The following is a 13,157-nucleotide window of genomic DNA, read 5'->3' as shown; positions in this document are numbered from 1 at the left end:
AAACTTAAAATACGTATGAAATCAACTATATTTACTATTTGGATGATTATTTCTTCGATTTTCATTCATGCTCAAACCAAAGATTTTGCTAAATATGTAAATCCGTTTATTGGTACTGGTGGACATGGGCATTCTTTTCCTGGAGCGACTTTGCCTTACGGAATGGTTCAACTTTCTCCTGATACGCGTGTCGATGGAAGTTGGGATGGATGTGGTGGTTATCATTATTCGGACGAATTTATTTATGGTTTCTCTCATACACATCTTAATGGAACTGGAGTTTCTGATTATGGAGATATTATGTTAATGCCAACAATGAGCAATAATAGTTTTGATCAAAAAGAATATGGTTCAAAATTTTCTCATAATAATGAAAAAGCTTCTGCTGGATATTATCAGGTTTTATTAGAAAAAGATAATATTAATGTGCAATTAACATCTACAACAAGAGTTGGTTTACACGAATACACTTTTAATAAAGCTGGTGATGCAACTATTATTTTAGATCTTAATCATCGTGATAAGTTATTAGATGGAATTGTGAAAGTTGTAGACGACAAAACGGTTTATGTCTACAGAAATTCGGAAGCTTGGGCTACGAATCAAAAGATTTTTGCAAAAATACAATTCAATGTTCCGTTGAAAATAACGTCTACAAAAAATGGTTCAATCAAATCAAAAGAATTTAATGGTAATGAAATTGCTTTAGCTTTTGGAAAAAAAGTAAAAAAAGGAGAAAAAATTCTTGTCAATGTTACTTTGTCAACGACTAGTTTTGAAGGAACTGATGTTAATTCAAAAGAATTACCAAGTTTTGATTTTGCTAAAACGAAAGCGGAAGCTGAAAAAGCCTGGAACAAAGAGTTATCAAAAATTGAAGTAAAATCTACCGATAAAGAAAAGTTGACAATTTTCTACACAGCGCTTTATCACACAATGATGCAGCCAAATATTGCGCAAGATGTGAATGGAAATTTTCGTGGACGTGACGATCAAATTCATTTAGCAAATAACTTCGATTATTATTCGGTATTCTCACTTTGGGATACTTTTAGAGCGGCGCATCCATTGTATACACTGATTGAAAAACGAAGAACGGTCGATTTTATTAACACATTTATCAAGCAATATGAGCAAGGTGGGCGTTTGCCAGTTTGGGAATTAGCGAGTAATGAAACCGATTGTATGATAGGTTATCACTCAGTTTCTGTGATTGCAGATGCGATGGTAAAAGGACTAAAAGGTTTTGATTATGAGTTAGCTTTTGAGGCTGCAAAACACTCAGCAATGTTAGATCATTTAGGATTAAAAGCGTACAAAGAAAATGGTTTTATAGCGATAGATGATGAACACGAGTCAGTTTCGAAAACATTAGAATATGCTTATGATGATTGGTGCATTGCTCAAATGGCATTGATTTTGAATAAACAAGATGATTATAAATATTTTATTGAGCGTTCTCAATCATGGAAGAATTTATTTAATCAAAGTACAAAATTTATTCAACCAAAGAAAAATGGCGCTTGGGATTCTCCTTTTGAACCACGTGAAGTGAACAATAATTACACAGAAGCGAATGGTTGGCAATACACGTTTTTTGTTCCGCAAGATATTAATGGAATGATTGATTTTTATGGAGGAAAAGCTAGTTTTGAAGCTAAATTAGATCAATTATTTAATTCAACTTCAGAAATGACAGGTCGCGAACAAGTTGATGTAACGGGATTAATTGGGCAATATGCGCAAGGAAATGAGCCAAGTCATCATGTTGCATTTTTGTATAATTATATTGACAAACCTGAGAAAACGAAAGAATTAATTCATAAAATTTTAAATGATTTTTATAAAAATTCGCCAGATGGTTTAATCGGAAATGAAGATTGCGGACAGATGAGCGCGTGGTATGTTTTGGCCTCGATGGGAATTTATAGTGTAACGCCAGGTTCAGGAATTTGGACGACTGTTGAACCATATTTTGATGAAATTACGGTAAATTTAGAAGATGGAACAAAGCGTATCATTACAAAAGATAATTACAAGGATAATCAATTTTTAGGATTTGAATTTTTGAAAGACCGAGAAATAAAGCCTATTTCTGAAGAAGAAAAAATTGTAACTGTTCCAGTTTTCAAGAATTCTGAACGAGCTTTTAAAGATAAAATGACCGTTGTTTTGACTTCTCAAAATCCAAACGATAAAATTTATTATTCAATAAATGGAAAGAAAGAACAAACCTTCAAAAATCCAATTTCGATCAAAGAAACTTCTACAATAAAGGCTTATGTGATAAATGGTGAGAAGAAAAGTAAAACGATTTCGGGAACTTTTACAAAGAAACCAAACGATTACGCAATCACGTTGCATTCCACTTATACGCCGCAATATCATGCAGGTGGACCTGATGGTTTGTTAGATGGAATTTTCGGAACAGAAAATTGGAAAAAAGGAGATTGGCAAGGCTATTTCGATCAAGATTTTGAAGCAGTTATAGATTTAGGAAAAGCGAAATCAATTTCAGAAGTTGATGCACATTTTTTACAAGATTCTCGCTCGTGGATTATGATGCCAACAAAAATGGAAATTTATACTTCTACAAATAAAGAAGTTTTTAAATTGGCAGGAGTAATCGAAAAAGATGCCAATCCATTCAATGATTCAATTTTTACAGATCATTGGAAAGTACAGTTTCAAACACAAAAAATACAATATATTAAAGTGAAAATTTACAATTATGGTGCTTTTCCAAAAGGTCATTTAGCAGAACCTTTTCAAGGAAAATCCTATATTTTTGTAGATGAAATAATAATAAAATAAAATTCTAAAAATCCATTTGATTTATTTCAAATGGATTTTTTTATAACTTAAAAGAAGAATTCTATAACTCAAACTCATCATTTTATCGTAACTTTAATTTCAGAATTCGAAGAAAATGCAAACCGAAGTTTTAACAAAAAGATTAAAAAGTAGAGCGATAAATCCAACCGCAATGCGTTTATTGATTTTAGATAAATTAATGAATACAGATGTTGCGTTGAGTTTGGCTGATTTGGAAATCGAGATGGATAAAGCCGATCGTGTAACAATTTATCGTACGCTTAAAACTTTTGAAGAAAGTAAACTCATTCATTCTATTGAGGACGGATCGGGCTCTATAAAATATGCTTTGTGCGAATCAAATTGTAAATGTACGCCTGAGTTTACGCATGCTCATTTTCATTGTACAAATTGCAATCAAACCTTCTGTTTGCGCAATATTCATTTGCCAGAAATACATCTTCCCAAAAATTTTATTGCAGAACAATCATCTTTTATCTTAAAAGGAATTTGCGATCAATGTAAATCCTAAACTTTGCAACCAGATTGCAGTTAAAGCGTCATAATTTTGTCTTATAAATATTCAAATTATGTCTAAAGCTTGCTGTAGTACGTCACATGACGATCACGAAAAACATACACATAGTCATGATGATCAGGATCATAATCATGAACACAACACGAGTAAACTGTTTTTAGGAATTAGTTTATTCATATTCTTTTCAGGAATTTTCATTCAATATATTCTAAAACCTTCTTGGTTTGTAGAAAATGAAACGATTCGATTAGTTTGGTTTTCGATTTCATATATTTTAGTTGCTTTTCCTGTTTGGAAAGAAGCGTTAGAATTAGCCAAGAAATTTGATTTTTTCAATGAATTTTCGTTGATGGGAATTGCAACTTTGGGTGCTTTTATTATCGGCGAATATCCCGAAGGTGTTGCTGTAATGTTGTTTTATACAATTGGTGAAATGTTTCAGGAAGCTGCTGTAAATCGTGCAAAGGGAAATATAAAAGCATTGTTAGATGTTCGTCCAGATACGGCGCATGTTTTACGAAATGGTGTTTTCGAAACAATAAAACCGCAAGAAGTTGCAATTGGAGAAACAATACAAATAAAAGTTGGAGAAAAAATTCCGTTAGATGGAATTTTAATTACGGATAAAGGAAGTTGTAATACGTCTGCATTAACAGGCGAAAGTAAACCATCTACTTATAAAACTGGTGAAACTATTTTGGCTGGAATGTTAAATTTAGAGAATGTAATTGAGCTTAAAACAACTAAAAAGTTTGAAGATAGTTCTATTGCGAAAATTCTTCAAATGGTTCAAGATGCGGCTTCACGTAAAGCTCCGACTGAATTATTTATCCGAAAATTCGCAAAAATTTATACGCCAATTGTTTTCTTTTTGGCTTTGGCGCTTGTGGTTATTCCATATTTTTTTGTTGACAATTATATTTTCAGAGATTGGCTTTATCGCGGTTTAGTTTTCTTGGTAGTTTCTTGTCCTTGTGCGTTGGTAATTTCTGTTCCATTGGGTTATTTTGGTGGAATTGGAGCAGCTTCTCGCAACGGAATTTTAGTGAAAGGATCTAACTTTTTAGACTTATTGGCTAAAGTAAATACAGTTGTTATGGACAAAACAGGAACAATGACAGAAGGTGTTTTTGAAGTGCAAAAAATTGAAACGAATCTCAATCAAAATGAATTTCTTAATCTGGTTTCAGCTTTGGAAAAACCATCTACACATCCTATTGCGAAAGCAATTGTGGCTTATCATTCTTCAGATTTTAAAGCGATTGATGTCGTAGAAATTTCTGGAAAAGGATTGAAAGGTAACGTTGATGGAAAGACTGTTTTAGCTGGAAACACAAAGTTATTGGATCATTTTTCTATTCAATATCCACAAGAAATCCGTGATATTGTAGAAAGTATTGTGGTAGTTTCTGTTGATAATAAATATGCTGGATACATTACAATTGCAGATAAAATAAAAGAAGATGCAAAAGTTGCCATACAAAATATGAAAGCTTTAGGTGTTACAAAAACGATAATGTTGAGTGGAGATAAAAATACAATCACTCAAAAAGTAGCAAAAGAAGTCAATGTTGATGAAGCTTTCGGAGAATTATTACCAGAAGGAAAAGTAGAAAAAGTAGAATTTCTGAAACAAAATACAAATCAAATTATTGCTTTCGTTGGAGATGGAATTAATGACGCACCTGTTTTAGCTCTTTCTGATGTCGGAATTGCAATGGGAGGTTTGGGAAGTGATGCTGCGATAGAAACTGCAGATGTTGTGATACAAACAGATCAACCGTCTAAAATTGCAACTGCGATAAAAATTGGTCGCGAAACAAAGAAAATTGTCATTCAGAACATTATTTTAGCAATGTCAGTCAAAGCAATTGTATTATTACTTGGTGCAGAAGGAATTGCAAATATGTGGGAAGCCGTTTTTGCAGATGTTGGTGTGGCAATGTTGGCGATACTTAATGCAATAAGAATTCAACGAATGAAATTCTAACCTTATTATAAAACAAAAGTGACCAATTGGTCACTTTTATTTTTCTAAATATAAATCCTCCATTAATTGGAGATCAACGCCTAATATATTTGATAAATAGTATTCTATTGTTCCGAAATTCTTTTCGATTGTATCAAAAGACTTTTCTAAATATTCTGGATAAACCTCGATTAAGTATTTATAATCAGGATTAATTTTCAGGATATGAGCATATTTTTGTTCCAAATAAATATTAGAAGCTAAATAATCTTCCAAAATTTGTTCAAAATCTACTTTCAATGCAGCTAAAATCATAGCTGTAGCAAAACCAGTTCTATCTTTTCCTGCTGTACAATGAAATAAAATTGGTGTTCTGTTTTTGTGTTGTATAATATCAAAAAATTTCTTGTATTGTGTTTGACACGTTTTATCTAAAACAAAATCCTCGTAAATATTGCACATAAACTCTCTCGGATTCGAGATTCCTTGTCTGAATTGTTTTACCAAATTCTCAAAATGTCCAGAAGAAATATCCAAATGAACCTCATGATTACAACTATTCGGAATATGATCTGGATTTTTAGAACGCTCGTAAGTTGTTCTCAAATCTATAATTGTTCGTATCGGATAATCATTCAAAAGTTCTAAATCATTATCAGTCAAATTTGCCAAATCATCTGATCTGATTAACAATCCTTTTCCTAAAACTTGTTCTTCTTTGTTAATTATTCCGCCTAAATCTCTAAAATTAAATCCGCCGTCGAGAGAAAGAGTTCTTTCATTTAGAGCGATTGCGTTTAAAGTATTTTCCATTTCTCGTCATTTTTAGGTTGATAATTTCAACACCTAAAAGTTACAAGTTATATTCGGTATTATGGTGTTAAAAAAAGTATAAGTTTTCACTTTAACATAACATTATTTTAATTCAATCTAAATTTAATTTATCTTCGCATAGAATTAGAATAAATCTAAATAAATCCGATGGGAGAAAAAGTTAAAATCGCGAAAGAAAAATTTATCTTGAGAAAGAAAGAATTTGTAACACCACATCTTATACGCGTTTATCTGGAAAATAATGATGTTTCTTTTTTTGAGGATACAACCTTAGGAGGAACATGTAAATTATTGTTTCCACCACTTGGAATTCGTGATATACACTATGCTGAATATGACGAGATGAATAAAAAATGGGTTTCACCATCAGATAAATTCAAGCCAGTTTCTCGTACTTATACGTTGCGAAATATTGATGTAGCAAACAATCAAGTTGTTATAGATATTGCAAATCATGGATTGAATGGTCCTGGTTCGCGTTGGGCAAATGAAGCTAAAATTGGCGATAGAATTGGCGTTTCGATGAAATCAAAAAAGAAAGATTTAGCACCCAAAACAGATTTTATTTTATTAGCAGCAGATTTGACAGGTTTACCTGCGATTTCTACAATTATTGAGTCTTTATCAGCCAATACAAAAGGAATTGTTTGTTTAGAAGTCCCAACAGAAAACGATATTCATACGATAGAAACCAAAGCAAATTTGGAATTTAAATGGATTATAAATCCTGAAGTTGGTAACGGAACAGCTTTGCATACATTAGTTAAAAAGCAAAATTTACCAAAACGAAAAGAAGGAAAACGCTTTGCATACATTGCGGGAGAATCTAAATCTGTAAAAGAAATAAAATCATTTTTTAAAGATGATTTAGAATGGAAAAAAGACGAATTTTATTGTACATCGCATTGGAAAGCTGGTAAAGCAGAGAAAAATGCATTAGAAAATTGTCACGATAAAATAGAACAAGAATTATTGGTTAGAGTTTTTTAATCAAATATTTATAGAATATATAGCAAAGGCTTCATCATTTTGGTGAAGCTTTTTTATTGTCTTTAATCCCTTGTGTATTTTGATAATTTTTATTTACTCTGTTTCTAAAAATTACTCGAATTGACGAGTTTTTAATTAAAATACACGTATATAATACAAAAAACCTGCTTTATAAAAGCAGGTTTTTTGTTAATTTGATTCGTTGTAAAGTGTGTTATGATCTTTGTCTAAGAAATTAAATTGTAAAAATTTATACGCATCTCTTGGTACAATTTTGATCCACTTTTTATGTTTAATAAACCATTTCATCTGAATGCTTGGCAATCCATACTTCAAATACGAAGCGATAAAAGGATGGACATGTAAAGACATTTTTTTCAAGTCTTTATCTTTTCTTTCAAGGATATTCAAGAGCACTTGTTCAATTTTATCAATTGTAACGATAGGTGCTTCAACTTCATTCGATTCTTGGTTCGGATTTTCTTCAGTCGTAATAAAATTCACCTCAGGGCGAACTCGTTGTCTTGTAATCTGAATTAATCCAAATTTACTTGGAGGCAAAATCTTGTGTTTTGCTTTGTCTTTCGCCATTTCAGCTCGCAGATGTTCAAACAATTCTTTCTTATGTTCTGCATCTGTCATGTCTATAAAATCGACCACAACAATTCCTCCCATATCACGTAAACGTAACTGACGTGCAATCTCAGAAGCAGCAATTTTGTTTACGGCAAAAGCTGAATCTTCTTGATTTTTAGAATTTCGAGAAATATTTCCCGAATTTACATCAATTACATGTAACGCTTCAGTATGTTCAATCACAAGGTAAGCACCTTTAGATTGTGGAATAGTCACCGTTTTACCAAAAGCCTGTTTTATCTGTCTCTCGACATTAAACTTCTCGAAAATAGGAACAAATGGATCGTCATATTCTTTTACCAAATTAATTTTATCTGGTGCAATAACTTCCAAATATTCGCGCATTTCGTCTGCTAATTCGTTATCATCAACAGATATTTTAACAAAATCGTCGTTAAAAGTATCTCTCAAAATAGAAGAAGCTCTGTCCATTTCGCTAAGAATTTTAGCTGGCGCTTTCTTTTTCTGAAGATTTTTGAAGATTTGTACCCATTTATTCAATAAATACGATAAATCTGCTTGTAATTCTTCAGCATTTTTGTCTTCTGCTACAGTTCTGATGATTACTCCAAAGCCTTCTGGCGTTAATCCATCTAAAATTTTAATTAGACGATCGCGTTCAGGTTTTTGTTTGATTTTTTGTGAAATCGAAACACGTTCCGAGAACGGAACTAAAACTAAATAACGACCAGCAATAGAAATTTCTGATGTAATTCTTGGTCCTTTCGTATGGATTGGTTCTTTTGTTATTTGAACTAATACAGAATCACCAGGCGCAAAGATTTCGTTAATTTGACCATCTTTATCAATTGGTGCTTCCATACGGAAGTTTTTCAATTTTTCGGTTTTATACGTTCCATTTCCTACAATTTTGTTGTAAGCATTAGAAGAACGTATTTGTGGACCTAAGTCATGATAATGTAAAAATGCATCTTTAGAATAACCAATGTCAACAAAGGTTGCATTCAAACTAGGAGCTAATTTTTTGATTTTTCCCAAGTAAATGTCACCAACTGCAAAGCCATCATTTGCAGTATCTTGATGAAATTCCATCAGGCGTCCTTCATCTAAAACTGCGATGCGTACTTGATCAGCTAAGGCTGAAATTACTAATTCTTTACTCATCAAAAAATTATGTTTTTAAAAATGATAAAAGCACTTTCCAAAAAAGTTTTGAAAAGTGCTATCTTGTAAAAAGATTAAACTATTAATAGCTGAGCTATTAATTATTTTTTCTTTTTGTGTCTGTTAAGACGACGACGTTTTTTACGTTTGTGCGTCGCTACCTTATGTCTTTTACGTTTTTTTCCGCTTGGCATGATACAATTATTTTATTGTTATTTGATTACGTTAGCTTCGCTAGTCTTTACATCTTCGATGAAAGTCTTAGCTGGTTTGAATGTTGGAACGTTATGAGCTGGAATGATGATAGAAGTTCCTTTTGTAATATTTCTACCAGTTTTCTCTGCTCTGGTTTTAATAGTAAAAGATCCAAATCCTCTTAAGTATACATTTTCTCCCTCTACTAATGATTTAATCACCTCCTCCATAAACGATTCTACCACTCTTTGAGTATCGCTCTTTTCAAGTCCTAATTTACTTGAAATGTTATTTACTATTTCTGCCTTTGTCATAATTCCTCTTATTATTCTTAAATTTGAAAGCGGGTGCAAATATACGATTGTATCTTAACAAAAAAAAGATTTTTTCAGTTTTTATGAACTTCAACTATCTGATTTTGTCATATTTTGACAAGAATAAAAGAGATTTACCTTGGCGTGATACAAATGACCCATTTCGAATTTGGTTGTCAGAAATAATACTCCAACAAACAAGGGTTGACCAAGGTATGAAATTTTACAATAATTTCATACAAGAATTTGATACTATTTTCGATTTAGCAAAAGCTAATGAACAAAAAGTGCTAAAACTCTGGCAAGGACTAGGATACTATTCTCGTGCTAGAAATTTACATTTCACTGCGCAATACATTGCTACAGAGTTAAATGGTGTTTTTCCATCTAATTTTATCGAGCTAAAAAAACTAAAAGGAGTTGGTGATTATACAGCAGCAGCAATTGCATCAATTGTATATAAAGAAGCTGTACCAGCAGTAGACGGAAATATGTTTCGTGTTTTTGCGCGTTATTTTAATATTGAAGATGATATAAGTTCGCCTAAAACAAAGAAGATTTTTTGGGATTTAGGATTAGAAATTATTGATCAGAAAAGACCTGGAGATTTTAATCAAGCAGTGATGGATTTGGGCGCAACAATTTGTACACCAAAGTTACCAAAGTGTGATATTTGTCCGTTAAATGAATCATGTGAAGCATTGAGATTGAATAAAGTACTTGAGCTGCCTGTTAAATTGAAAAAGACAAAAGTTTCAAATCGTTTTTTGCATTTTATTGTTATTGAAAATGATGATAAAATAGCTTTGTCTAAGCGAATAGGAAATGATGTTTGGAAAAATTTGTACACTTTTCCGAAAATAGAAACCGAAACAGATTTGTTAGATAAAGGTTGGGTTTTAGAAGAAGGTTTAGAAAATAAATTAAGTTTTATTTCTGAAGAAAAACACATTCTTTCACATCAAAATTTATTTATAAAATATTGGAAATTAAATGTATCTTTAAAAGATATAAACCATTTTATACAGGATGTAGATTTTGAAATGATTGCTTTAAATGATCTTGATCAATATCCACTTCCAAAACCAATAGAAAAATTTATAAATAAATATTATTTGGATTAACTTTGTATCTTACAAGCCACTAAACAACCTAAACTATGAATGGAACAACGAATAAAGTACTTTTAATTGGTAATTTGGGTGATGATGTGAAATTGCATCACTTTGACGAACAAAATAGTATTGGACGATTTCCTATCGCAACAACCGAATCGTATATTTCGAGGACAGGAGAACGAATTACAGAAACGGAATGGCATAACATTGTGACGCGAAATAAATTAGCGGAATTATGTGATCGTTATTTAAAAAAAGGAGATAAAGTTTTTATAGAAGGTCGTATCAAAACAAGAAAATGGGATGATAATGGACAAACGCGTTACACAACAGAAATTGTAGCTAATTCTATTGAATTTTTAACACCAAAAGTTGAGAATGAACATCGTCAAAACACGCAAAATGATCAGAATAAGACGAATCAATCTCAGAATACAGCAGTTGTTGAACCGCCATTTTTAGAAGATGGAGAAGACGATTTGCCTTTTTAGAAATAAAAAAATAAATGATTTTTACAAAACTTAACGTTTTACGTTATACAATTAATTTTAAAACTATAATAGCATTATGTAGTAGTGCTATTTTTTTTGTGTCTTGCAACAAGAATGAAGACGTTGCAAAGCCTTTGGGGGAAATTAGATTAGAATATCCAACACAAACCTACGTGCAGTTTACAGAAAATGCACCTTATACTTTTCAGTATTCTAATTTTGGGAAAATAGTAAAAGGTAAACAGCCAAATTGGTATGTTGTTTCTTATCCCAAGATGAAAGCTACAATTTATTTGACATATTTTCCTATTAATTCACCACAAGATTTGATTATCAAAATCAAAGAAAGTGAACGTTTTGTTCAGGACCAGACCGTTAAGGCAAGTTTTATTTCGCCTCAAGAATTTTCATTTCCGAAGAAACGTGTTTTTGGAACATTGTATGAATTAGGAGGAGAGTCTGCCATTAATATGCAGTTTCATGCGACAGATAGTAGCAAAAATTTTATTACAGGTTCAGTTTATTTTAAAACTCAACCAAAGCCAGATTCGCTTGCGCCAGCAGTAGATTATATCAAAAAGGATGTGAAAAAACTGCTTGAAACATTAGAATGGAAAAAATAAAAGTGGCTGATAAATAAAAACAATTAATTTTGTAATCGTTTAAAAAATAAAAACATCAATTAAATTTAAAATAATATGTTGATACAAATAGGTACATTAATGCTTAGTTTGATGCTATTAGTTATGTTGCACGAGCTTGGACATTATGTTACAGCAAGATGGTTTGGCGTTCGTGTAGAGCGTTTCTTTTGTTTCTTTGACGTGAAATTTGCGATTTGGAAAAAACAAATCGGAGATACTGTTTATGGAATAGGATGGTTGCCACTTGGTGGTTATGTGAAACTTTCGGGAATGATTGACGAAAGTATGGATCTTGATCAAATGAAACAAGAACCAAAACCATGGGAATTTAGAACTAAGCCAGCTTGGCAACGATTAATCATCATGTTAGGAGGTATTATTGTTAATATCGTTTTAGCAATGATTATTTATACGGCTATTTTTGCTTCACAAGGCGAAACTTATGTTAATGTTGATAAAATGCAATATGGTATCGAAGTTGATTCTACTCAAACTTCTTTGGGTTTAAAAAATGGAGATATTCCTGTTGGTGTTAACGGAATTAAATATAAATCGTTACAAGAAATTAATAAAGAAGCTTTGTTAGGAGGAAACTCTTTAGAAGTGAAACGTGATGGAAAAGAAGTTTCTTTACCAATTAACGAGAATTTCAGAACACAAATATTAGCTTATAAATCAGGTTTTTTCAAACCTCAAGCAACATTTGTAGTTGACTCTATTGTAGAAAATAGCCCAGCTCAAAAAGCTGGATTATTAAAAGGAGATAAAATAGTAGCTGTAGACGGTTTTACAACACCATTATTTTCAAATTATACAAATAAAATTAAAGAATATAAAGGTAAAAGCACATCATTAAGTGTTATCAGAAATGGAGAACCTGTAGAGTTAATGGCAACTGTAAGTAAAGACGGTACATTAGGTTTTATAAGTGATAGATCTGCTTATTTGAATACATTAGTTGAGCACAAAGATTATACAATAGGAGAAAGTGTTGCAATGGGAATCACAAAACCATTTGATGCAATTGTAACGCAAGTTCGTGGAATCGGAACATTATTCAAAGTAAAAGATGGACGTAAGCAAGTTGCTGGACCTATTGGTATGGTAAAACAAATGCCAACAGAATGGAACTGGTTGTTTTTCTGGTCATTTACAGCAATGATTTCTGCTTGGTTAGCATTTATTAACTTATTACCAATTCCAGGTTTAGATGGTGGACATGCTGTTTTTGCAATCTATGAAATGGTTACAGGTAAGAAACCAAGTGATAAAGTTTTAGAAAAAGCACAAATGGTAGGTATTGTGATAATACTTGGTTTGATGGTGTTTATCTTCGGAAATGATATCATTAATATGATTTTTGGATAAAAATTTTAAAATATTTTTTGTGGGTGTAAAAAATACTTTTATATTTGCACCCACAATTAAGCAACATTCCTCCTTAGCTCAGTTGGTTAGAGCATCTGACTGTTAATCAGAGGGTCCTTGG

The 13,157-nt window shown here is 31.8% G+C and carries 11 protein-coding genes; 8 read left to right on the top strand and 3 right to left on the bottom strand.

Translation table 11 applies throughout. The features are described 5' to 3' along the window. The first annotated feature begins 15 nt into the window (after positions 1-15). From RSC72_RS00055 to RSC72_RS00045, 3 genes are all read left to right on the top strand, one after another. Positions 16-2,814: a GH92 family glycosyl hydrolase gene (locus RSC72_RS00055; RefSeq protein ID WP_332543555.1), complete on the top strand. Its 2,799-nt coding sequence runs from the start codon at positions 16-18 to the stop codon at positions 2,812-2,814. A 115-nt stretch (positions 2,815-2,929) separates the two neighbouring features. Beyond that, a complete protein-coding gene (locus RSC72_RS00050) occupies positions 2,930-3,346 on the top strand; it encodes a Fur family transcriptional regulator (RefSeq protein ID WP_332543554.1) in 417 nt (138 codons plus the stop codon). Positions 3,347-3,404: 58 nt separating this feature from the next. Then, the gene (locus tag RSC72_RS00045) at positions 3,405-5,342 is read left to right on the top strand and encodes a heavy metal translocating P-type ATPase (RefSeq protein ID WP_332543553.1); all 1,938 of its coding nucleotides are present in this window, start codon (positions 3,405-3,407) and stop codon (positions 5,340-5,342) included. A gap of 36 nt (positions 5,343-5,378) precedes the next feature. Here the strand turns inward: RSC72_RS00045 and RSC72_RS00040 are convergent, their stop codons facing one another. Next, positions 5,379-6,134 carry a tyrosine-protein phosphatase gene (locus RSC72_RS00040; RefSeq protein ID WP_332543552.1) on the bottom strand — a complete coding sequence of 252 codons (756 nt, stop codon included), beginning with the start codon at positions 6,132-6,134 and terminating at the stop codon, positions 5,379-5,381. 168 nt (positions 6,135-6,302) lie between these two features. On the opposite strand from RSC72_RS00040, the gene RSC72_RS00035 reads away from it, so the two are divergent. Next, positions 6,303-7,145, top strand: coding sequence for a siderophore-interacting protein (locus RSC72_RS00035; RefSeq protein ID WP_332543551.1), 843 nt, complete (start codon positions 6,303-6,305; stop codon positions 7,143-7,145). A 189-nt stretch (positions 7,146-7,334) separates the two neighbouring features. On the opposite strand, the gene RSC72_RS00030 is transcribed toward RSC72_RS00035, so the two are convergent. Both RSC72_RS00030 and RSC72_RS00025 read right to left on the bottom strand, forming a co-directional pair. Then, a complete protein-coding gene (locus tag RSC72_RS00030) occupies positions 7,335-8,906 on the bottom strand; it encodes an Rne/Rng family ribonuclease (protein ID WP_332543550.1) in 1,572 nt (523 codons plus the stop codon). A gap of 212 nt (positions 8,907-9,118) precedes the next feature. Beyond that, positions 9,119-9,415 (bottom strand): HU family DNA-binding protein, encoded by a 297-nt coding sequence (locus tag RSC72_RS00025; protein ID WP_092909071.1) that lies wholly within the window; start codon positions 9,413-9,415, stop codon positions 9,119-9,121. A 104-nt stretch (positions 9,416-9,519) separates the two neighbouring features. On the opposite strand from RSC72_RS00025, the gene mutY reads away from it, so the two are divergent. From mutY to rseP, 4 genes are all read left to right on the top strand, one after another. Continuing rightward, positions 9,520-10,539, top strand: a complete 1,020-nt coding sequence (gene mutY, locus RSC72_RS00020) for an A/G-specific adenine glycosylase (protein ID WP_332543549.1) — start codon at positions 9,520-9,522, stop codon at positions 10,537-10,539. A 35-nt stretch (positions 10,540-10,574) separates the two neighbouring features. Next, positions 10,575-11,024 carry a single-stranded DNA-binding protein gene (locus RSC72_RS00015; RefSeq protein WP_332543548.1) on the top strand — a complete coding sequence of 150 codons (450 nt, stop codon included), beginning with the start codon at positions 10,575-10,577 and terminating at the stop codon, positions 11,022-11,024. 14 nt (positions 11,025-11,038) lie between these two features. Continuing rightward, the gene (gene gldD, locus RSC72_RS00010; RefSeq protein ID WP_332543547.1) at positions 11,039-11,647 is read left to right on the top strand and encodes a gliding motility lipoprotein GldD; all 609 of its coding nucleotides are present in this window, start codon (positions 11,039-11,041) and stop codon (positions 11,645-11,647) included. 75 nt (positions 11,648-11,722) lie between these two features. Next, on the top strand, positions 11,723-13,036 hold the full coding sequence (rseP, locus tag RSC72_RS00005; protein ID WP_332543546.1) for an RIP metalloprotease RseP: 1,314 nt from the start codon (positions 11,723-11,725) through the stop codon (positions 13,034-13,036). Positions 13,037-13,157 lie beyond the last annotated feature (121 nt).

Source organism: Algoriella sp. (genome assembly GCF_036647415.1).
In the GTDB taxonomy this organism is placed as follows: Bacteria; Bacteroidota; Bacteroidia; order Flavobacteriales; family Weeksellaceae; genus Empedobacter.
Note: the sequence above shows the minus strand (reverse complement) of the source record. Positions and strands in the feature narration are given on the sequence as shown.

Coding starts and splice junctions, on each gene's coding strand:
- RSC72_RS00050 (WP_332543554.1), top strand. CDS start 2,930: ATGCAAACCGAAGTTTTAACAAAAAGATTAAAAAGTAGAGCGATAAAT.
- RSC72_RS00015 (WP_332543548.1), top strand. CDS start 10,575: ATGAATGGAACAACGAATAAAGTACTTTTAATTGGTAATTTGGGTGAT.
- RSC72_RS00045 (WP_332543553.1), top strand. CDS start 3,405: ATGTCTAAAGCTTGCTGTAGTACGTCACATGACGATCACGAAAAACAT.
- RSC72_RS00035 (WP_332543551.1), top strand. CDS start 6,303: ATGGGAGAAAAAGTTAAAATCGCGAAAGAAAAATTTATCTTGAGAAAG.
- rseP (WP_332543546.1), top strand. CDS start 11,723: ATGTTGATACAAATAGGTACATTAATGCTTAGTTTGATGCTATTAGTT.
- gldD (WP_332543547.1), top strand. CDS start 11,039: ATGATTTTTACAAAACTTAACGTTTTACGTTATACAATTAATTTTAAA.
- RSC72_RS00040 (WP_332543552.1), bottom strand. CDS start 6,134: ATGGAAAATACTTTAAACGCAATCGCTCTAAATGAAAGAACTCTTTCT.
- RSC72_RS00030 (WP_332543550.1), bottom strand. CDS start 8,906: ATGAGTAAAGAATTAGTAATTTCAGCCTTAGCTGATCAAGTACGCATC.
- RSC72_RS00055 (WP_332543555.1), top strand. CDS start 16: ATGAAATCAACTATATTTACTATTTGGATGATTATTTCTTCGATTTTC.
- RSC72_RS00025 (WP_092909071.1), bottom strand. CDS start 9,415: ATGACAAAGGCAGAAATAGTAAATAACATTTCAAGTAAATTAGGACTT.